Source organism: Pseudomonas sp. W2Oct36 (genome assembly GCF_041060465.1).
GTDB classification, from domain to species: Bacteria; Pseudomonadota; Gammaproteobacteria; order Pseudomonadales; family Pseudomonadaceae; genus Aquipseudomonas; species Aquipseudomonas graminis_B.
Genome location: NZ_JAUERW010000034.1, coordinates 1 through 20,788 on the forward strand (window position 1 = coordinate 1; position 20,788 = coordinate 20,788).

General features: G+C 58.2%; 14 protein-coding genes and 3 pseudogenes. 12 read left to right on the forward strand and 5 right to left on the reverse strand.

Annotation, left to right across the window (positions count from 1 at the left end):
• Positions 1–441 precede the first annotated feature (441 nt).
• The 4 genes and pseudogenes from QWI18_RS25000 to QWI18_RS25015 form a co-directional block, all read left to right on the forward strand.
• A pseudogene (locus QWI18_RS25000) lies at positions 442–2,379 on the forward strand (7TM diverse intracellular signaling domain-containing protein); the annotation flags it as partial.
• A 389-nt stretch (positions 2,380–2,768) separates the two neighbouring features.
• On the forward strand, positions 2,769–4,415 hold the full coding sequence (locus tag QWI18_RS25005; protein WP_369320133.1) for an acyl-CoA dehydrogenase family protein: 1,647 nt from the start codon (positions 2,769–2,771) through the stop codon (positions 4,413–4,415).
• Positions 4,416–4,508: 93 nt separating this feature from the next.
• The gene (gene amn / locus QWI18_RS25010) at positions 4,509–5,972 is read left to right on the forward strand and encodes an AMP nucleosidase (RefSeq protein ID WP_065988354.1); all 1,464 of its coding nucleotides are present in this window, start codon (positions 4,509–4,511) and stop codon (positions 5,970–5,972) included.
• A gap of 99 nt (positions 5,973–6,071) precedes the next feature.
• A complete protein-coding gene (locus tag QWI18_RS25015) occupies positions 6,072–6,704 on the forward strand; it encodes a pseudouridine synthase (RefSeq protein ID WP_244656996.1) in 633 nt (210 codons plus the stop codon).
• Positions 6,705–6,782: 78 nt separating this feature from the next.
• On the opposite strand, the gene QWI18_RS25020 is transcribed toward QWI18_RS25015, so the two are convergent.
• Both QWI18_RS25020 and QWI18_RS25025 read right to left on the reverse strand, forming a co-directional pair.
• The gene (locus tag QWI18_RS25020; RefSeq protein ID WP_192133544.1) at positions 6,783–7,265 is read right to left on the reverse strand and encodes an Lrp/AsnC family transcriptional regulator; all 483 of its coding nucleotides are present in this window, start codon (positions 7,263–7,265) and stop codon (positions 6,783–6,785) included.
• 399 nt (positions 7,266–7,664) lie between these two features.
• A pseudogene (locus QWI18_RS25025) lies at positions 7,665–8,135 on the reverse strand (hypothetical protein); the annotation flags it as partial.
• Positions 8,136–8,150: 15 nt separating this feature from the next.
• Here QWI18_RS25025 and QWI18_RS25030 point away from each other — a divergent pair.
• Complete coding sequence (locus QWI18_RS25030; protein WP_369320126.1) at positions 8,151–8,885, forward strand: DUF6515 family protein; 735 nt, start codon at positions 8,151–8,153, stop codon at positions 8,883–8,885.
• 255 nt (positions 8,886–9,140) lie between these two features.
• Here the strand turns inward: QWI18_RS25030 and QWI18_RS25035 are convergent, their stop codons facing one another.
• Both QWI18_RS25035 and QWI18_RS25040 read right to left on the reverse strand, forming a co-directional pair.
• Positions 9,141–10,046 (reverse strand): cation diffusion facilitator family transporter, encoded by a 906-nt coding sequence (locus QWI18_RS25035; RefSeq protein ID WP_369320127.1) that lies wholly within the window; start codon positions 10,044–10,046, stop codon positions 9,141–9,143.
• A gap of 23 nt (positions 10,047–10,069) precedes the next feature.
• Positions 10,070–10,495: a polyribonucleotide nucleotidyltransferase gene (locus tag QWI18_RS25040; protein WP_065988349.1), complete on the reverse strand. Its 426-nt coding sequence runs from the start codon at positions 10,493–10,495 to the stop codon at positions 10,070–10,072.
• 415 nt (positions 10,496–10,910) lie between these two features.
• On the opposite strand from QWI18_RS25040, the pseudogene QWI18_RS25045 reads away from it, so the two are divergent.
• Positions 10,911–11,291: pseudogene (locus tag QWI18_RS25045) on the forward strand (DEAD/DEAH box helicase); the annotation flags it as partial.
• A gap of 825 nt (positions 11,292–12,116) precedes the next feature.
• On the opposite strand, the gene QWI18_RS25050 reads toward QWI18_RS25045, so the two are convergent.
• Positions 12,117–13,088 (reverse strand): hypothetical protein, encoded by a 972-nt coding sequence (locus QWI18_RS25050; protein ID WP_369320128.1) that lies wholly within the window; start codon positions 13,086–13,088, stop codon positions 12,117–12,119.
• 554 nt (positions 13,089–13,642) lie between these two features.
• Here QWI18_RS25050 and QWI18_RS25055 point away from each other — a divergent pair.
• From QWI18_RS25055 to QWI18_RS25080, 6 genes are all read left to right on the forward strand, one after another.
• A complete protein-coding gene (locus tag QWI18_RS25055; RefSeq protein WP_369320129.1) occupies positions 13,643–14,518 on the forward strand; it encodes an amidohydrolase in 876 nt (291 codons plus the stop codon).
• A 287-nt stretch (positions 14,519–14,805) separates the two neighbouring features.
• Positions 14,806–16,056: an ABC-three component system protein gene (locus QWI18_RS25060; protein WP_241083778.1), complete on the forward strand. Its 1,251-nt coding sequence runs from the start codon at positions 14,806–14,808 to the stop codon at positions 16,054–16,056.
• Positions 16,057–16,059: 3 nt separating this feature from the next.
• The gene (locus QWI18_RS25065; RefSeq protein WP_122593007.1) at positions 16,060–16,545 is read left to right on the forward strand and encodes a three component ABC system middle component; all 486 of its coding nucleotides are present in this window, start codon (positions 16,060–16,062) and stop codon (positions 16,543–16,545) included.
• The gene (locus tag QWI18_RS25070) at positions 16,542–18,482 is read left to right on the forward strand and encodes a DUF3732 domain-containing protein (RefSeq protein ID WP_010426654.1); all 1,941 of its coding nucleotides are present in this window, start codon (positions 16,542–16,544) and stop codon (positions 18,480–18,482) included. The genes QWI18_RS25065 and QWI18_RS25070 overlap by 4 nt, the downstream gene beginning before the upstream one ends.
• A 369-nt stretch (positions 18,483–18,851) precedes the next feature.
• Entirely contained in the window at positions 18,852–19,754 is a 903-nt protein-coding gene (locus tag QWI18_RS25075) for a UPF0158 family protein (protein WP_010426656.1), read from the forward strand.
• Positions 19,755–19,770: 16 nt separating this feature from the next.
• Positions 19,771–20,625, forward strand: a complete 855-nt coding sequence (locus tag QWI18_RS25080; RefSeq protein WP_010426658.1) for a hypothetical protein — start codon at positions 19,771–19,773, stop codon at positions 20,623–20,625.
• Positions 20,626–20,788 lie beyond the last annotated feature (163 nt).

Sequence of the window (20,788 nt, forward strand, 5' to 3'; positions counted from 1 at the left end):
CAAAACTGGGGTATCTGCCACCGACCGTTTACGAACGGACGATGGCCTTGAAACAACCTATCGAGGTGTCCGGAATTAGTTGACCACTACAAAACACCATCAATTTTGCGGCAGGACGCATGCTGTTAGTAGGACCGGCTTCAGCCGGGAAAGCGCCAGTGCAAACACCATCAATTTTGCGGTGAGACATCCGACGCCTTCCCGGCTAAAGCCAGTCCTACACGGGAACAAACCAGCCCCGCACAATGCGCAGATTTAGATGGTGTCATCGAGCTATCGGTCGCTATCCTGTGGCGCTTCATACATTCCGCCAGAAGAGTGAATGCAAGTGCGTTGCCCGCTGACCTATTCGACCGATACAGCGGTCGCTCGCCGAATTGCGAAGCCGTTCGATTTGCCCACGGCAGCTCGTGGACTTCATCAGTGCCAAGGCGGTGCCCCATGCGTCTGGTGCTGATCTTCCTGCTCTGCCTGTTGCCGATGTTCGCCAGCGCCGTCGATTTTGATGAAAAGACCCGCAGCCTGGCACTGGGGCGCGACACTGAAGTGTTCGAAGACCCCACCGGCGATGCAACCATCCAGCAAGTCTCGTCCCCCGAGGGCGCCTCACGCTTCCAACCGCTTGCCGGTCAGTCGCTCAACGCCGGGTATTCTCGCTCCGCTTTCTGGCTGAAGGTGCGTCTGACGTATCGCCCCGGCAACCCGCTGGCGTCCGCCGACTGGCTGCTGGAAATGGCTTACCCGCCGATGGACCACGTTGATCTCTACCTCGGCGACGGCGACGCGCGACCCCGTCTGGCCTGGCAGACCGGCGACATGCTGCCGTTTGCCAGCCGGCAGGTTAAGCAGAACAACTACGTGTTCGATCTCAACCTGAACGCCCACGAAACCAAGACCGTTTACCTGCGCGTCGCCAGCCACGGCTCGGTGCAGGCGCCGCTCAATCTGTGGGCCAGTCACGCCTATATAGAAGAGCAGCCGTCGCGGCTGTACATCCTCGGCATGATTTACGGCGTGCTGGCGGTGATGCTCGTCTACAACCTGTTCATCTACCTCAGCGTGCGCGACACCGCGTACCTGTATTACATCCTCTACATCACCTTTTTCGGCCTGTATCAGGTGTCGGTCAACGGCGCGGCGATCGAGTATTTCTGGCCGAATAACCCGTGGTGGGCCAATACCTCAACCACCTTCCTCATCGCCGCCGCGATTCTGTTTGCCAGCCAGTTCACCCGTAAATTCCTGCAGACGCCGAGCCTGGGTCGCTGGCTGGACGTGCCGTTGCGGGTGATGATGGTCTGCGCCGCGGTGATCATGGCCCTCGCGTTGAGCATGGATTACGGCGTTGCGCTGCGCCTGGTGACCGGGCTGGTGTTGTTGTTCACGCCCGTCGTGCTGTTGATCGGGCTGGCGGCGTGGTTCAAGGGCCGGCGGGTCGCGCGGTACTTCATCATTGGCTGGTCGGCGTTCCTGATCGGCGGGGTGGTCAACGCGACCATGCTGCTGGGGCATCTGCCCAATAACTTCTGGACCATGTACGCCAGCCAGATCGGTTCGGTGATCGAGGTGGCATTGCTGTCGCTGGCGCTGGCCGACCGCATCAACGCCATGCGCGAGCGTGAGGCGCAGATCATGGCGGAATCGCAGCAGGGGCTTGAAACCCTCAACCAGCAACTGGCGGTGAGTAACCGATTGAAAGACGAGTTTCTGGCCACGCTCACCCATGAACTGCGCACGCCCATGAACGGCGTGATTGGTTCGCTGGAATTGATGCAGATGGACGCGGCGCAGAGCGAGATCGAGCTGTATCGCCAGACCGCCGCCGATTCGGCGCAAAGCATGATGGGCATCGTCAACGGCATCCTCACGCTGACCGAACTGCAAGCCGGTCGGGTGACTGTGCGCAGCGAGCCGTTCAGCCTGCGTCATGTGCTGTTTCAGCTGCGCAGTGGCTTCGAGCCGCTGGCCCGCAGCAAGGCGTTGGCGCTGAGTGTGGAGCTGGACGAAACGCTGCCGGACAGCCTTGAAGGTGACGGCGTCAAGTTGCGCCAGTGCCTGGAGTGCCTGCTGGACAACGCGATCAAGTTCACCAAAACCGGTTCGATCAGAATCCGCGTCAACGGCCAGCGCGCAGACGCCGAGCACGTGCGGCTGGTGATCGACGTCATCGACACCGGCATCGGCTTCAGTCGACTTGATGAAGAAACGCTGTACGCCAACTTCTTCCAGGTGGATGGATCGACAACGCGGGAATACGGCGGGCTGGGCATCGGCCTGGCGATTTGCCGACAGTTGATTGAATTGCAGGGCGGGCGCCTGAGCCATCAGTCCGAACCGGGCAATGGCAGCCAGTTCCGCTTGAGCCTGGATGTGCAGATCGCCACGCAATCGGTGTAGGAGCGCCACCCCGGTCACTCCTACAGTTGATCTGTGTCTATTCAAGTAGATTTTGGGCGGTTGCAGCGTGTGATGGTCGCAACGCGTTGGGACTGTAAAGGCTGACCCTTGTAGGAGTGAGCTTGCTCGCGATTGCGGTGTGTCAGATGACTTTTCCGTAACAGACCCACCGCGTTCGCGAGCAAGCTCACTCCTACAGTCGATCCGCGTTCACTCAGGCGTAGCTCAGTCCCTACAGGGCTAATACAAGGCAAAACGGCCGTGATTTCGTCTTCTATGGCGCTGTCGCCGGCGCAGTGTGCGTGATTCACTAGGTCAGCAGCACAACCGCCCCGTGCTGCCCGGACCGGAGTCGCCTCATGGACCAGCCCATCAATCTGCATCAGTTCGCCGAGACCCACGAGGTCACCAATCAGCCGCCTTCTCTGGACGGCACCAACCTGTACCGCATCGACCTGCCGCTGCAAGAGTGGTCGCAACGTTTCGGAGCAGGCTGGGCACGGGACCGAATCGACGCCTACGGCGCGCTGGCCGGCGGCCCGTTGATGGAAGCGGGTTTTCTCGCCAACCAGAACAAGCCGGTGTTCGCCAGCCATGATCGCTACGGCCATCGCATCGATCTGGTGGAGTTTCATCCTGCGTACCACCAGTTGATGCAAACCGCCGTCGAGCACGGCATCCCGTCGCTGCCGTGGACCGATCCCAGGGAAGGTGCCCACGTCGCCCGCGCGGCGATGAGCTATCTGCACACCCAGGCCGAAGCCGGCAGCGGTTGTCCGCTGACCATGACCTTCGCCAGCGTCCCGGCCCTGCGCCTTCAACCGGACCTGGCCGAGATCTGGCTGCCAAAGGTCCTCGCCACCCACTACGACCCGCGCAACGTCGGCATCGCCCACAAAGCCGGCGCCACCATCGGCATGGCCATGACCGAGAAACAGGGCGGCACCGACGTGCGCGCCAACACAACGCGGGCCTATCCGGTCGGCCAGCCCGGGCCCGGTCAGGCCTATGAACTGGTCGGGCACAAATGGTTTTGCTCGGCGCCCATGTGCGACGCCTTTCTCACCCTGGCGCAGACCGACAAGGGCCTGACCTGTTTCCTGCTGCCGCGCCATCGCCCGGACGACACCCGCAACGCGTTCTACATACAGCGGTTGAAGAACAAACTGGGCAACTGGTCCAATGCCTCCAGCGAAGTGGAATTCCGCGGCGCCCTGGCGTGGATGGTGGGCGAGGAGGGGCGCGGCGTGCCGACCATCATCGAAATGGTGGCGATGACCCGCTTCGATTGCATGACCGGTTCCAGCGCGCTGATGCGTCAGGCCCTGACCCAGGCCGCGCACCATTGTGCCCACCGCAGCGTCAGCGGTCGCTTGCTCAGTGAACAGCCGCTCATGCAAAACGTGCTCGCCGATCTGGCGCTGGAAAGTGAAGCGGCCCTCGCGCTGACCCTGCGCATGGGACGCTCGCTGGAGCGCCTGGACGACGGCCACGAAGCCCGTTTCGCACGGCTGGTGACGGCGGTGGGCAAGTACTGGATCTGCAAGCGCGCGCCGGCCATGATCAACGAAGCGGCGGAATGCATGGGCGGTGCAGGCTATGTGGAGGACACCATTCTGCCGCGCCTTTACCGTGAGGCGCCGGTCAATTCGACCTGGGAAGGTTCCGGCAACGTGCAGTGCCTGGACGTCCTGCGCGCATTGTCCAAAGAACCCGGGGTGCTGGATGCGCTGTTCGATGAGCTTGGCGACGGTCATGGCGACACGCGTCTGGCCGCGCATATTCATGGCTTGAAAAAGGCTTTTCAGGACACCGGCGACATCCAATACCGCGCCCGGCAACTGACCGAAGACATCGCCGTTGCGTTGCAGGCAAAGCTGCTGCTGGAAGCGGGCAATGCCGTGGTCAGCGACGGATTTATTGCCGGGCGCCTGAAACGGCCGGGACGCGTCTACGGCGCCTTGCCGCGCGGGGTGGATGTTCAGGCGCTGGTCGCGCGGTCATCGCCGCAGCTATAACGCGTCCATTGCCGCGTCGGCCACAGGCAACTCGTGCCTTCGTCATCTGTTGCAGGCAAGATATGCGCTTGCAAGATAAGAAGGATATGCATCGTGACCGAAGCTTTCATTGTCGTAGAAACTGCCGAACACGCCGTGGACCGGCTCGCTGAGCTGCACGCACGGGCAACCACCGCCTTGAGCCAGGCGCTCAAGCGCTACCTGAAAGACCGCGTCGAACCTACTGCCGCCGAGCGCCTTACGTTCCGCTACCCCGAGCTGCGCCTGACCTACCACTGCCAGGGCGAAGTGCCGCTGACCACCCGCGCCTACGCCAAGGTTCAGCTGCCAGGTACTTACAGCGTTACCGTCACCCACCCGGCGGCGTTCCGCAAATACCTGCTCGAACAGCTTGTGCCGTTGATGAACGACTTCACCGTGACGGTGGAAGTGGGCGTCAGCGAGCAGAACATTCCGTACCCCTACGTGGTCGAGCAGGGCGATGAGCTGGCCGGTACCGGCGTCACCGCCGCGACCCTGGCGCGTGTCTTCCCGAGCACCGATTTGTCGGCGGCCACCGATGGCATCGCCGACGGTCTGTACGACTGGGCCAACACCGATCCGCTGCCGCTCGCGCTGTTCGACGCCGCCCGGGTGGATTTCTCGCTGCGCCGTCTGGTGCATTACACCGGCAGCGACTGGCGCCATGTTCAGCCGTGGATCCTGCTGACCAACTACCACCGCTACGTCGACCAGTTCATCGTGCATGGCCTGGAAAAACTGCGCGACGACCCGCGCTTCGTGAAGATGGTCCTGCCGGGCAACGTTGTTGTCGACAAGAGCATGGATTACGGCGAAGCCCAGGCCATCGTCTCCGGCGTGGTCTGGCACCGTTACCAGATGCCGGCGTACCACCTGATCGCCGAAGACGGCCATGGCGTGACATTGGTCAACATCGGCGTTGGCCCCTCCAACGCCAAGAACATCACCGATCACCTCGCGGTATTGCGTCCGCATTGCTGGCTGATGATTGGTCACTGCGGCGGCCTGCGTCAGTCGCAGACCATCGGTGACTACGTCCTCGCCCACGCCTACATGCGTCGCGACGGCATTCTTGACCGCGTGCTGCCGCCGAACATTCCGATCCCGGCCCTGGCCGAGGTGCAGTTGGCGTTGCAGGAATCAGCCGCCCAAGTCACCGGCGAACGCGGCGACGATCTGAAGAAGCGTCTGCGCACCGGCACGGTCCTGACTTACGACGATCGCAACTGGGAACTGCGCTGGGCTCAGGAGCGGCCGCTGATCAACCTGTCTCGCGCCGTGGCGGTGGACATGGAAAGCGGCACCATCGCCGCCCAGGGTTATCGCCTGCGGGTGCCTTACGGGACCTTGCTCTGTGTCTCGGACAAACCGCTGCACAGCGAGATCAAGCTGCCGGGTTCGGCCAACGCATTTTACGAGCGTGCGGTCACCCAGCATTTGAAGATCGGCATCGCCGCGCTGGACTTGATGCGCACGCAGCTCAACTCGCTGCATTCGCGCAAGCTGCGCAGCTTCGACGAACCGCCGTTCCGCTAAGGGCTCCGTTAAGGCGCTAGGCGTTCAACGAAAGGGCCACTAAAGTGGCCCTTTCTGTTTAGTGATCTTTTCTGTTCCCGTCATCTTTACCGGTTTCCCATGCCCCGCAATCAACGTCCTGATCCCCGCCGTCCTTCACCCGATCGTCCCGGTGCGCCTCGGCGTGTCGCCAAAGCACCGCCCGCCGAACCTCGGCTGATTCTGTTCAACAAACCCTTCGACGTGCTGACCCAGTTCAGTGATGGCGAAGGCCGGGCGACGCTCAAGGATTTCATCGAGATCCCTGGCATCTACCCAGCCGGTCGCCTGGACCGCGACAGCGAAGGCTTGCTGCTGCTGACCAACGACGGCCAGTTGCAAGCGCGCATCGCCGACCCCAAGCACAAGCTGGCGAAAACCTACTGGGTGCAAGTGGAAGGCGAGCCGACGGAAGAGCAACTGCAAAAGCTACGTGACGGCGTCGAGCTGAACGACGGCCCGACCTTGCCTGCCCAGGCCCGGCAACTGGACGAGCCGGAACTGTGGCCGCGCAACCCGCCGGTGCGCTTTCGCAAAAGCGTGCCGACGAGCTGGCTGGAGTTGGTGATCAAAGAAGGACGCAACCGCCAGGTGCGCAGGATGACCGCAGCGGTCGGCCTGCCGACGTTGCGACTGGTGCGCGTGCGGATTGGCGACTGGTGCCTTGATGGGCTGGATCAGGGGCAGTGGCGGGAAGTGCCGGCAAAGCTTTGAGTAAAAACGACAGGCCGTCGCGAAGCAAACGCAACCCCGGTCGCTCCCACAAAAACCCTGTACCTGCGCGGACGCGCTTCACCCACGCAAATGCACCAGTGGCAATTCGGTGCTTGCCAGTACCTGATTGAGCACGAAGCTGGAGCGCACGCTGGTCACGCCGTCGATGCGGGTCAGGTGGCCGAGCAGAAATTTCTGGTAGTGATCCATGTCCGGGACGACCACCTTCAACTGGTAGTCGGCGTCGATACCGGTGACCAGGCTGCATTCCAGCACCTGCGGCAGGTTGCGGATGTGGTGCTCGAAATTCTCGAAGCGGTCGGGCGTATGGCGGTCCATGCCGATCAGCACGTAGGCCGTCAGGCTAAGGCCCAGCTTCTTGCGGTCCAGCAGCGCGACCTGCCCCACGATATAACCATCGTCTTCCAGCTGCTTGACGCGACGCGAGCAGGGTGAAGGCGACAGGCCAATGCGCTCGGCTAGCTCCTGATTGGAAATGCGCGCGTCCTTTTGCAGTTCGGCCAAAATACTCAAGTCATATCTGTCGAGCTTGCTCACCATAAGCGCCTTTATTGAATGGATTGCGCAGGATTATTCATCTGAAGTGAATTATTGCGCAAGTGGTGTTTTCATCAGCAATATTCGCAATCCTGTGTCGTCCCCCAAAGCCTATTCTTTTAACCAGAATCACTGCCCGGACACAGCGTCCAGCGCGGCCCGCCGAATCAGGCCAGCCGCGGTCTCCAACCCGACAGGGTTGAGCAGGCCACCGGGCTACGCACTGTCCAGAAGACGATGCGAGGTGAGCCGGCGTCAAAAGCGTCGAGCCAGGACGAAGTATTCCAGAGAGGGCCATTGAGCCCTCTTTTTTTGTGCCTGCCTTTTCAGCTCAGGCCGCAGTGGTGCTTCTACAGTTTCATCCGCCACGCTGATAGAGTGCGGCGAACGGCGCACCCGACTAGCAGTCCTATCAACAGGTATCCGCGCCGCAGTGAGGAAAGCATGAACACGCGCATCTGGCGTTTGGCAGGTGTCAGTCTCTTGGCCTTGAGCATCGGTGCTCAGGTGTGGGCCGACGACAATAATCAGCAGCAACAGCAACAACAGCAGCAGCAGCGCCAACAGCAACAGCGCGGGTTTGAGATGCAGCGTCAGCAGCAGGAGAAGCAGCGCGGTTTTGCCGAGGATCAGCAGCGTCAGCAGCAACGCCAACAGCAGGCGCAGCAGCAGCAACAACAGCAGCGGCAGCAGGAGCAGCTGCAGCAAAACCGCCAGATTCAGCAGAACCAGCAAGAGCGCGCCAATCAGCAGCGCCAGCAGCAGGAACGCGAGCGCGACCTTCGCGACGATCAACGCCAACAGCAGCAACAGCAACAGCAGCAACAGCGCCAGCAACAGCAGGATCAGCAACGACGCCAGCAAGAGCAGCAGCAACAACAGCGTCAGTTGCAGGATCGCCAAGGCGGCCTGCCGATTCAGGGTCGGCCGGACACAGTGGTTCAGACTCAAGAGCCGCGGCAGGGCTTCTACCGCGACCAGCCCCGAGACAACCGCTGGCGCGACGGCGACCGTCGTCCTGATAACGGTAACTGGCAGCCCGGCCGTCCCGGTGGTCATGGCGATGGTTGGGGTTCGGGCCCGCGCTATCGCCCGGGTTACGAAATTGATCGCATGCCGGGCGGGTATTCCCGCGTGCCGTATCGCGGCGGGGACTACTTCTACTCAGGCGGCTACTGGTATCGCCCACAGGGACCGCGTTATGTGGTCGTCCAGCCCCCACGGGGTGTCCGCGTGCGCTATCTGCCTGACTACGCTCAACAGGTCTGGCTTGGCAGCGCGCTGTTCTTCGTCGCCGCCGGCACCTATTACACCTACGAGCAGAACACCCAGGAATATGTGGTCGCCGAGCCTCCCCAGAATGTCGAACCGGTGTACTCGCCGCAGCAGCCGCAGCCCGTTCAGCAGGCCGCGAATCCCTATGACGTTGTCGCCTATCCCCCCGAAGGCAAGCCGCAACAGGAAATCGAACAGGACCGCTACGACTGCTACCGCTACGCCGTGCAGCAGAGCAATTTCGACCCGGCAGGCGCGGCCTATCAGCCGGCACCGGAAGTGCTGGGTGTCTACCGTCAGGCGATGGCCAGTTGTTATGCAGGGCGGGGGTATAGCATTCAGCAGTGAGTGCGGGATGTAGCCTGGGATGCAAAATGCGCAGCGCACTGTTTTTGTAGGACCGGCTTCAGCCGGGAAGAGGCCTGCACCAACACCCTCAATTTCACGGCTTGTCGTCTGACGCCTTCCCGGCTAAAGCCAGTCCCACTAACTGCACGCGGTCAGTAGGACCGGCTTCAGCCGGGAAGAGGCCAGTGCGAGCGCCATCAGATTTGCGGTATGACACCAGATGCCTTCCCGGCTAAAGCCGGTCCTACCACCGTCTCAATTCAAAACCGGTCCATCCTCACGCCCCACCACTTCCTGCGGATCCGCGTGCACCAGCACTTCGGCCTTGGGGAATTCGTCCTGAATCGCCGCTTCCACCCGCTCGCACAAATCGTGCGCCACCGACAGCGTCAGCGTGCCCGGCAACTCCAGGTGCAGCTGCACAAACCAGTGATTGCCCGAAATCCGCGTGCGCAGGTCGTGGGCACCCAGCACACCCGGCACGCCCTGGGCCAGCTCGAGCATTTTTGCGCTGACATCGACAGGCAGCTCAGCGTCCATCAGCACTGACACCGTTTCTCGGGCAATGGAAATCGCGCTCCACAAAATGTAGAACGCGATGGCCAGACCGAAATAAGCGTCCAGCTGGGAGTAGCCGAAATAGGCCAAGCCCAGCGCCAGCATGATGCTGAAGTTGAGCAACAGGTCAGAGCGATAATGCAGGGAATCGGCGCGGATCGCCGCCGAACCGGTTGCCTTCACCACGCGGTGCTGCAACATCAGCAAGGCAATCGTCAGACCAATCGACAACATCATCACCAGCAAACCCAACCCGGGAGCGCCGAGGGGCTGCGGGTGCTGGATGCGATCGACCGCCTGAAAGCCGATCAAAAACGCACTTACTGCGATGAACAGCGCCTGGGCCATGCCCGACAACGCCTCGGCCTTGCCGTGGCCATAGCGATGATCATCGTCGGCGGGACGCAGCGCGTAATGCACGGCCAGCAGATTGAGGAAAGACGCCGCGCCGTCGAGCATCGAGTCCGTAAGGCCGGCCAGCAGACTCACTGAGCCGCTGAGCCACCACGCAACCGCTTTGGCAACGATCAGAATGCTCGCCACGGCAAGCGAGGCGCGGGTTGCCAGACGCAATAAGCGGGCGTGTTCGGGACTGGTGCTCATGGCGCTTCCTTTAAATCACAGACTCAAGCGGACGGTACAAGGCCCAGGGAGGCAAGCTGCTGGGTGCTGCCTTTGTGCTGGATCAGACGAGGATCATCCAGCGGCAGGGTACGGCCGAGCTCTGTTTGAATGATGGCTTGCAGCTTGGCGTTGTCGACGGTGCCGTCAGTGCGCACCGCCGGTTCAAGCTTTTGCGGATCGATCTGAGCGTGAGTGCCGCCTGGCAGATAGATCGCGCCAGTGGCGAAGTCCACGCCGAACGCGATCACGCCGGGAATGATGTAGAACAACAGGCCGATGGCGTCGAGTATCACGATCGCCGGGTCCATTCGCCCGCTGCCCTGAATCTGGCCGCGACGATCCGGGTAGAAAATACTGCCGCAGGCAGTCAGTTGCGTCAGCAGGGTGGCGACCAGAACACCGCCAATCAAACGGGATGGAATGCGCATGGGGATCTCCTCAGAAGAAGGCGCAACTATACAAGGCAAATGCCTAATCAATAAGAGTATCCGTGTGGGAAGAAAGTTGGTTGAAGGCAGATGAGCGAAAGCTGATTTCGAGCTGGATTCCGCGCCTGTTCAGGATCCATTAAGCAGGTCATGGGCGAGGGCATCGATTTCGAGAATTCGCCGGCGAGGGTTCTGTGATAAATTTGCGTCGCTGCCCTAGCACCTCCACTCCCGGGCTTTTGAAACGGTGATGAGACTAGGTTAAGTTGTGGCCCCGCTTGCGGGGCTTCCTTGTTTCTGGCGTTTGAGAATCGGCAGCACGCTGTTCTCTGGCGGCCTTCGCAAACGCATCCCCACACAGGCTGGGGGCCTGCGATGCTCGTGGGTATACTCCCCGGCTGATCTGGGAGCCACCATGAATTCTTTGCCCATCGATGCCGTTCTCCCTGCCTTGCGCCAGGCCCTTGCCGACCGGGATGAGGCCGTGCTCGAAGCGCCGCCGGGCGCGGGCAAGACCACCCGGGTGCCGCTGGCGCTTTTGCACGAGTCGTGGCTGGCCGGGCAGACGATCCTGATGCTTGAGCCCCGGCGTCTGGCTGCTCGTGCTGCTGCTGAAAGACTGGCGAGCGAGCTGGGAGAAGGCGTCGGCGAGACGGTGGGTTATCGAATTCGCCTGGACAGCAAAGTCGGCCCCAATACCCGCATTGAAGTGGTCACCGAAGGCATTCTCACCCGGCGCTTGCAGGAGGACCCTTCGCTGGAAGGTGTCGGCCTCCTTATTTTCGACGAATTTCATGTTTTGTCACCTGCACCGAAATAATGCTGGTTTTTGTCAAAAATGCCCTGCCGTCGTAGCGAAATGTCCTACCAGACCTCCAATTCCTCAATCCCCCCCCAGTCCCAGATCCCAGAGCGCCTGTCTGAATCTAAGGCGTTGTATCCTCAGATCCCATGAACCCGGAGGGCTCCTGAGACCACTCCAGCCGGGCGTGCCCTTTACGATCAATTGCTCAACGATGCTCGGCCATAGCTTCGAGCGCTTCTGAATGAGGCGAACGCTTTGCAGTGCGCAAGATTTCAGGAAAGACAGTTCAAGAAACCTTCAGATAGCGATGCGCAAAACGCGCAGTCCAACTGGCACCCTTTCGCCTATTCGGGGCTGGTGCTGGTGCTTCTGCGGGTGATGTGTGACTCCACGCCTCGCACCTTGGACGGTTCGGGGACGCAGGTTCGTGCACTGCTGGCCGCTGCTACACGAAGTCCTATGGCCAGTGAGTGCTGCGGGTATCTTTCTGTCCTACCTTGGTGAAGGCTCGCAGCTAGTCGGCCCCTTTTATCGGCGGTGCTGAACGAGCTGATCAGACTGGATTGGTACCAAGGGCCAGAAGCGGCTCGGCCTGAAGAGCGCTCTGGATCAGTCCTGCCACTCAATAGAACTTTGCAGGTCTTGGCGCTAAACGTCCTTCTTAGTAATGTCAGAGGATTTCATGGTAGGTGTCTGCCTGGTAAGAAGTATTGGTTAAAAGTATTATTGGTTAGAATTGTTGGTTAAAAGTATTGGTCAGAAAAAGTGGAGTCAGCCTTCGCTGATCTCCACTGATACAAAATGTTTGATGGGTAACTATTTTATGAGTTGTTGCAGTGTGTTGATTCTCTGTATTGATAAGTCTATAGCTGTTTTTGTATTGCTGGATTTGTTAAGTGTGTTTGTTTCTGTGTTGATTGCTTTGGCTATTTCTGCGTTGCTTGCAATAGTTTGTGTGACAAAGTCTTTGCAGGCTGATTCAAGTGGTGTGTATTGTGCTGTCCTTTGCCCGGTTTCTAGATTGACTTTTGATAAGTAGGCGCTGCTTTGTAGTATGTCGGTGCAAACCATGAACTTGTTCGGTTCGGCGGTGTTCGCGTTGGTCATCTGCACCAGTAGCACAACCGCATCTGTTATTGCCTTTACATTGTCTGATCCGAGACCTTGACTTTTAGACTCGGGAAGTTTCACCTCTATAGTGCCAGCAGCAGAAGCCGCTAAGTTCTGGGTGGTGGCTATTTTCTTCTCAGTGTCATCAATCGTCTTTTTAAGAGCTACGGCTTCTTCTGAGGTTTTGTCTTTAAGCGCCGAGAGTTTGCTGTTGGCGGTTTCTAGGTCGGATTTTAGCTTAAGCAATTGCATTGTTGCAGAGTCTGCATTGGTAGTTATCGCGACTAGTGGTGATTTTAGAACTCCAGTCAGTTGTTCTATGGCCATTAGTGTTATTGTGTTTTGCTGGTTGCGGCTCAGTAGTGTTTGATATGTATATGCAGTTAGTCCTTGGTTCGCATACGCTTGGCAAATGCTGAAGAGTTGGTCGCGCAGCAGCTGGATAGAATGTGTTCTCAACCCGATATTTGATCCTGACTCTGAGAACGCTGATGCAATGGCTACTCCGCTTTTAGTCTCTCCGCTCAAGCTGCCGGCTAGCATCATCAATGCATCTGGGCTCGCTTCGGGACAGGTGACCTTGAATTCGCGATACTTGCCGCTTCCAATATCCTGTTTGACTTCTGTTACTATTGCTAGTCTTTTATTTGCCTCTAGTTCCTTGTAGTTTGTCAGCATGTTGCATCCGCTGAGTAATCCTTGTATTAAAACTAGAGGGAGAATAGCCGTTAATTTCATAAGCGCTACCTATAGCTGATTTAAAATCGGTAAGGTAATGCATGACCCTTCCGTGGTTGGCGCGCTTCTGCTTCGCGCCGCTCGTAGCAAAGCTCAGGTTGCCCTGTTGCGCAAACCGGGATGCTGCATCTGGTGCAAAGAAACTAAGCAAGAAACGGGATGTGTGGCCAGGGTGAATGCCAACAGCGGTGGTGCTCGTTTGGGCCTGGTGGTTGTGTGATGTCCACACCAGTTTTGGCTCTTGATTGTGGGCGTTGCCCACACCCTTAGACGCCTTGTACAACGAACCCGTTTGCCAGCAGTGCTCGACAGCAATCTCTGCTGCACGCGTCGTGGGCGTTAAAAGGGCTACGCAGTCCCTGCGCGCTCATACCAACACCTTGCGATCATCGATGCCCACCATGCCTGATCACTTGCTGTCATGATCATGACGAAGCCATCGCTCTGGCTATCCATGAAGAAGGAGAGAGCGGTCATCGTTCCACGCATGAAGGATGCATGCGTGCGGCCATGATGGACATACCAGCATTTTACTCGCCACGGCCCGCCACCTCAGCGAAGCGCGCCAGTTCGCCGGCACGGTAACCTTCGTCTTCCAGCCGGCTGAAGAAACCGGCGCGGGGGCCAAGCGCATGATCGACGATGGTCTCTTTCGGCGATTCCCGATGGAGTTCATTTACGGTCTGCACAACTGGCCTGGGCTTGGCCAAGGAAAGTTACAAGTCAACCCAGGGGCCATTATGGCTTCTCAGGACATGTTCGACATTGTCATCAAGGGCATGGGATGCCACGCGGCTATGCCTCACAATGGGCTCGACCCTGTCGTCGTTGCGAGCCCACTGGTGACAGCTTTGCAGACGCTGGTTCCTCGGCGCCTTTCGCCTTTGACTCCACCAGTCCTGAGCGTAACGGCTATAGATGTCGGGACGGCCTACAACGTTATCCCGGAAACAGCAGTGCTGAAGGGAACGGTTCGTTGCCTTGAGAACTCGACCAGGCAACGCATCGAGGCGCTCATACGTGAAATGGTAGGGAGTCTTCCACAGGCGTTTGGGCTTACCGGTGAGGTGGCCTATCGGCAAGGCTACCCCGTGACATTGAACCATCCGGATAGCGCGCATCGGGTTTACAACGTGGCCTGCCGGTTGCGGGGTGACGCTAATATCGTATGGGATGCTGATCCTTCGATGGCAACCGAGGATTTTGCCTACATGCTGGAGTCCTGCCCAGGCGCTTACTTTTGGCTTGGAGCAGATCGTCAGGGTAAGGAGGCGGTTCCATTGCATAACCCTCGTTATGACTTCAATGACGAGCTCGTTCCCATCGGAGTAAAACTTATGACGGCGTTGGTGCTGTCGCACGCTGAATAATCGAGCGTCTTACTCCAGCAAGTCGATAGGAAGGGTATGATCTTTCCATCCTGTTTGTTTTCGTGATCAGCTGCATTTGGCTTCCTGAGTTGGAAGCCTTTTTTCGCTCCTGCTTCATCATCCGATAAAGCACAGCATTCCTTACTTCTAACGACCGTCCCCCTTGGAAATGCAACAAGTTGCCCGTCGGCGCAGGTCGAACAGGAAGCGGTATCTGCCGGTAGCGTCTCTTGTGGGCCTTCCTGTAATTAAGCGATGGCATTCTGTTATCATTTGCATGGTCAGCATTGGATCGCATCTTGCTCATGGAGGCGCTTGTACGGGTGATGGATAGCACAGGATCGAACACGCTTCATGATGCGACGCCAGCTGTCTTGGGTTTTTACTATCAGAGTCAGTTTGCACTGCTGACGCTGTTGTCCCAGACCGCTGATGACGCAGGTGTGGCTGTGGAGAGGCTGGATGATGTTGAGCTAAAGGCCAACGGGCAGAAGCTACTTTTCCAGCTTAAGCACTCCGTACAAGACAACCCTCCGCCGGTGACGCTGGCGTCCGTAGCGCTGTGGAAGACCATCAAGGTCTGGATCGACGCCTTGCCGCTGGTGTCCCTTGCCGATACAACTTTCCACCTGGTCTCGGTAGGGAAGGTTCCAGACAGTTCGCATCTGGTTGCATTGTGCAACACGCAGGCTAGTCGAGAGCCGTTGCTGGACGCGATGGTCGAGGAAGCTATCAGGGTTGTGGATGAGCGCTCCGAAGCAAAGGCTGCCGGCGACAAGCTTCCCCATACAGCACGCGCCGCCGGCTGCGAGGCCTTTCTTGCTCTTGATGCCTCGGTGAGGCTGAACCTGCTCCGACGTATCCGTATCCAGCAGGGCAGTGTCACCATTGACCAGATCCCCAACCAAGTATCCAAGTGGCTGCATCTGATCCCTAAGCAACAGCGGCTAATGGCCGCCGAACGTTTGCTGGCATGGTGGGATCAGCAAATCGTCTACACACTTTGCGGTAAACGTGAACGGGTGATTCAGCGCAGCGAGATGGAGCAGTGCATCTCCGCAATCATTGCGCAGCTGGAAGACGAGAGGCTTGTCGCTGACTTTGACCTGGTCACCCATCCGGAAAACTACCAGGCTGACGGCATGCTCTATCGTCAGATTGCCTTGGTCGATGGTAAGGGATCGGACATCTCCAAAGCTGTTCGAGAGCAATGGAGAGCGAAAGAGCAGCGATCAAAATGGATCGTCGACAATCCGCAAATGCGCTCCAAAATTGCTGTCTACGATGCCAAGCTCACCGAGCACTGGTCTGATCGGCATGATCAGATGGCGGAAGACTGCGAAGACCTTGAGGCCTCTCAAGTGCGAGCCAAGGGGCTGGAGTTGCTGCGCTGGACGCATGAGTTTGCTCCAAATCAAGTCGAACCCATCGCCCCGAGCTGGCAGGGACATTACTACGTGCGAGGAACCTACCAGGTGCTGGCCATCGACCTTCAGGTCGGGTGGCACCCAGATTTTCGCGCTCTTCTAAAGGACTAGGGCATGGCCGTCGCCCATGACATTTTTGCCGAAACCAACCCGGCTTACTGCGCAGCGTTGCTGGCCACATTCGTTGGTGCTTATCGATCCCGCTCCGGCACCGACCCGGACATCTCTCTGTGCTACGCGGCGCTGCCTCTGGCCCTGTCTGGTGACCTCTCGTCCACGTTTGATCGTACCGACCGCCGGACAGGGCTTCTGGAATGGCTGCGTCGTAACCCAGTGATTCAGATCAGGCTCGCGGGACGCGTGAATGGCTCGCTCGATATCGTGACGGAGGCCATTCGGTTCGCCTGCTTTTGTCATCTCTTGGCGATCAATTCCGAGGGGCGGTTGGTGCCTGGTGGGTCAAGCGTTCCCAAGCACCTCACGATGCAGCTGAGTAAGAGCACTCAGCAAGTTTTCAAGAACATTGATCGCCTGGGCTGCTGGTTAGCCTTGGCAGGCTCAACAAGGACAGTATTCGACATGATGGGGCTGGAATTATGAGCCGCTGGAACATCTCCGAGATCTTCTTCATCGGTGAAGGCGGGCGGGTACGTATCCTCGAACTCAAACCTGGAGAGGTAAACATCTTCACCGGGGCATCGGGGACAGGTAAATCTACCCTGATCAAGGCCATCGACTACTGCCTGGGTTCGAGCAAGTGCGAGCTCGCAGCGCACGTGAAGCGCCATAGCGTCGCCGTGGGGGTCAAGTGGGTGCTGGGTGCAGCCCAGATGATCACCGCCAGGCTCATCCCGCCTGTGGGCAAAGGTACGAGCACACGCATGTTCGTGAGTAGCGGGCGCAATCTTGCCATCCCCAACACGCTGGAGCAATTTGAGGGCGTCACGACGCTTGAAGCGGGCAAGGCTTATATCGAACGGGCATTTGGTATCGGTGCTGTTCCAGATGCTTCCGATGACAAGACTGTCCGCAAATGGCGACCATCAGTGCGCCATGCAACGGCCTATATGTTTGTCCCCAAAGACGTCATTTACAACGAAACCGCATTGCTTCATGGGCTTGATCAGGCCGATGAAGCCCCGGCAATCATCGAAACGATGCCTTACTTTTTGGGAGTGGTGACGCAGGACACCGTGCTTCAGGAGCGTCGTCTGCGCGACCTTCGCAAAAAGCTTGAGCGCGAGGAGCGCCAAGTCCGCACTCGTCTGGAGGCGGGCAACGATTACAAGAAGCTTGCGATGCGATTGCTCATGGACGCCCACCGCAGCGGCCTGTGCGACCTTCCTGCAAGTGACGCGTCCGAAAGGCAGTTGCATGAGGCGCTGGTTCGGGTCATGAAGCTTGAGCCTAGCACTGGCACCAATCCGAATGAGGGGGAGTTAGCCAACCTCTATGCTCAGCGGCGAAGCCTGCTCAGCGACATTGAGAGGGCTCGGCGCAAGTCACGGGCCACTCGCACTGCTTTGGATGAGATGAGGGGGTTCGCAGGTGCGGTGCAGCGCCAATATGACAAGCTGAAAATCGCTGAGCACCTTCAACCGGTGGCACACGTATGTCCACTGTGCGAGACCCCGAGCGAGCGCGGGATGGAGATATCCATGGCCATCCGTCACTCCATGGACATCGTCCGGTCGGAGAGTGTGGCAGTTGAAGGTGTCAGGCCTCGTCTTGTCGAGCATGAGGATTCGTTGCAGCTGGAAATATCCCGGCTCAACCTCAGTCTCAACCAAGTCGATGAACGGATTAAAACCTGGATTCGTCAGAGTGATGAAATCAAGAGGCTGGACAGCCTGGCCCAGTATCACACTCATTTGCTGGGTAAGGTGTCACAGTTTTTAGAAATGAATCCCGTAAAGCCGTTACCAGGCCCCGACTTGAACGTGCTGCACGCCCAGATCCAGGAACTGGAGGCCCTTGTTGACAACCGAGCCAAGCAGGTACTGCTGGCCCGCGCTGAGCGTAAGGTCTCACATTATTTATCAGAGGCGTTTGCCCAGCTGCCTACGGGCCAGCCATGCGCGGGTGCTGATCTGGAGTTCTCGTCCAAGCCGCCTGATGTCGCCATCATCGAAAAAGGCTCAGGGGCGGTGCTACAGCTGCCGGACGCCGGCTCGGATGAGAACTACCTGGCCATTCACATTGCCTTATCTTTCGCACTCCAGAAATACCTTGGAGAGATATCTGGCCCTGTGCCGGCGTTTCTGGCATTCGACCAGATCAGTCGCCCTTACTACCCGCAGCGCGGGGATGATGAGTCGAGCATTGGAGAGAACGAAGAGGTTTTGGCCGTGCGCCGCCACCTAGATTTCTTGTTCAATGAGACAGCCGCTCAGGAAGGCCTGCAGGTGCTGCTGATTGAGCATGCATTCTTCGGGGATGATCCTCGTTACGTCGCCGCCACTCGCAAGCGCTGGAACAAGCAATCGGGCGATGCGTTGATACCGCGTGACTGGCCGAGAAGGGCGGGCACCTTGTGAGGCCCTCGCACTATCCCAGGGGAGCAAACTTTGGTGGCTGTTTGGGGGTAGAAGGGTGCCCTGATTTGTATCGTATCGTATTACTATACCAAATAGATTTGACGGGCCGAGCAGGCTTTGCGTACCATTACTTACGGCTCCAAGGCTGACACGTGCGTGCTTTGGAGGGCTACCGAGAGATCACTGGGTAACAAAACCTATCCACTCGATTCTCAAGGGCTGTAGCATTGCCAGTGTGCTGGATCGTGTTCTCCACGGTTTCGCTTTCCAGATGACGATGTCAACAGTAATGAAACCGGGCAAAAAAACGAATTGACGATACCTACCACATGCTTTGTGGTGGGTATCAGTTCTTTGCCTGGAGAATTTATGGATTTGCAATACCTTCATACTGCCATCCTTGAGCTTCTCTCGGATCGGCCTTCTGATGTTGGCGCTCGACTGAAGCAGCGCCTAACCCGCACCCTCCTGAATGCAGGCCTTCCCGCTTTTGATGAAAAGCAGCTTGGCTACAGGAAATTTTCTGAGTTTTTGATCGCCGAACTGGGCGAGCGGCTGCTTGTCGAGAAATCGTCCACTGGCGGTGACATCGTGGTCACGCTAAAGCATCCATCGGTCTCTGCGTCGTCGTCATCTGTCGGGCAGCACGAGACTGTGCATTCGGCTTCAGCGAAGCCGCTGCCTGTGAGGCTCATTCGCGGCGATGTGTGGCAGGCTTTCACGCACCTCAACGAGCATCGTAAGCGCTACCTGGATCGAGATTCAGGCAATGTGCTGCACTTTCTTGATTCCGACGCTCAAAAAGTTGCCTTGGTTTGCGAATCGCCTCACCGGTTTGTTGAGATTCCAAGAATCGATGCACAAACCCAGTTGTCGTGGATGCAGCAGTTTCTCGCGCTCAGCAACTTTCCAAGCGCCGAGGCTTCCTCACTTGTTCAATTGCTTGAGCAGCCTTACTCCAGTCAGCTGAGTATCCTATTCGGTCGTGCGCTGGGTAAGCGGCAGTCAGAGTGGAAGCGCTACAGGGCTGAGCGTGTCACGGAAGCTGTACAGAAATGGGCAGGTCAGCATGAGATTCCGCTGAGTCCCCTGTTTACTTTCAAATTTGGCCAGGCTGACCAGCCAACCGAGCCGGTCGACTCGGCGCGCCCAGGGCAGCTCAGCCCTCGCGATCAGGCTCAGAAGCTGCTGGCCCTGATGACTGAGCAAGAGATTGTGTCTATCGCAATTCCTGCGTTGCTAGGTTGCGTTCTCGCCAACTCCCGTCTGTAAAAAAGGGGTTGCCGGGATGACCAATGTCTTTATTGTTGGCCTGCCCCAAAGTGAGCAAAGTCGTGTAGAGAGTAAGCTACTCAAGCGGCAGATCAAGGCTCACATCATTCCCTGTGGCTGGGGGAATCAAGGGGAATACGTCCTTTTGCCGCACCCAAGTTGCGCGATTCATGCCCTATGGCAGTACTGCGAGACGATCGGGGAGGGGTTCAAAGATGCACGTATTTTTGTACTTCCATTTGCCTTGCTGCCTGAGAACGTCGCTGATGACCTGATCGAAATGGCGGACATGGGCGCGAATGTTGTCTGCTTTGAGCAGGAGAAGGGTGGCTGGCCATTCCTCAAGCGGCACGAGCAACTGGATCAACCAAAGGCGAACGCCGCGACCAAACTGCTCCTTGAGGCCATTGGCGGTGAGGAAAAGCCAGAGAACCCATCGGCATACATCGCTGAGGCCGTGGCGAACTGCCCCCGGCTCGTCGTGGTGTCTAGTGCCGTGGACACGTGTGACGAGGTTAGCAAGCAGCGGTATAGGTTCATCAGAGACGGCATTGATGCCTTGGTAGAGATCATCGGTTTAGAGGGCAAAATCGATGGGACAATGGAAGAGTTTTTCAATGCCCGAAAGCTCAAGCTTGCCCAGTCAGGCGGTGACCTGATCGAGCTAGAGGTGTTTCAAGGAGGCAAGTCAGTTCACAAGGATGAGTCTTGTGTTCACTTGAAGAAAGGGGATGCGACGACCCCGCAGAACTGCCCTCGAATCTATTTCCAGGCGGTGGATCTGGCGTCAGGGTATTACGTTTTTCTGCTGTATGTGGGGCCGCATCGAGAAGGGGATTTTGAAAAAACGCACTACCTCGATTCGACCTGAATACGCGGGGTCATGGGGGAGGCGCAGCAGCACTGGGTATTTGCCCTCCCCCTGACAAATCTTCTCTGCACTGAGCCCACGTAACGTGGGCCCAGTTTCATCGGCTAATGGTTTGGCCTGCTTCAAGCGTTGTGCAGGTCGCCTGGGTGCTTGCTCGATTGCG

Coding starts and splice junctions, on each gene's coding strand:
- QWI18_RS25075 (WP_010426656.1), top strand. CDS start 18,852: ATGGATTTGCAATACCTTCATACTGCCATCCTTGAGCTTCTCTCGGAT.
- QWI18_RS25020 (WP_192133544.1), bottom strand. CDS start 7,265: ATGGTGAGCAAGCTCGACAGATATGACTTGAGTATTTTGGCCGAACTG.
- QWI18_RS25040 (WP_065988349.1), bottom strand. CDS start 10,495: ATGCGCATTCCATCCCGTTTGATTGGCGGTGTTCTGGTCGCCACCCTG.
- QWI18_RS25070 (WP_010426654.1), top strand. CDS start 16,542: ATGAGCCGCTGGAACATCTCCGAGATCTTCTTCATCGGTGAAGGCGGG.
- QWI18_RS25080 (WP_010426658.1), top strand. CDS start 19,771: ATGACCAATGTCTTTATTGTTGGCCTGCCCCAAAGTGAGCAAAGTCGT.
- QWI18_RS25065 (WP_122593007.1), top strand. CDS start 16,060: ATGGCCGTCGCCCATGACATTTTTGCCGAAACCAACCCGGCTTACTGC.
- QWI18_RS25050 (WP_369320128.1), bottom strand. CDS start 13,088: ATGCTGACAAACTACAAGGAACTAGAGGCAAATAAAAGACTAGCAATA.
- QWI18_RS25055 (WP_369320129.1), top strand. CDS start 13,643: ATGCATGCGTGCGGCCATGATGGACATACCAGCATTTTACTCGCCACG.
- QWI18_RS25015 (WP_244656996.1), top strand. CDS start 6,072: ATGCCCCGCAATCAACGTCCTGATCCCCGCCGTCCTTCACCCGATCGT.
- QWI18_RS25035 (WP_369320127.1), bottom strand. CDS start 10,046: ATGAGCACCAGTCCCGAACACGCCCGCTTATTGCGTCTGGCAACCCGC.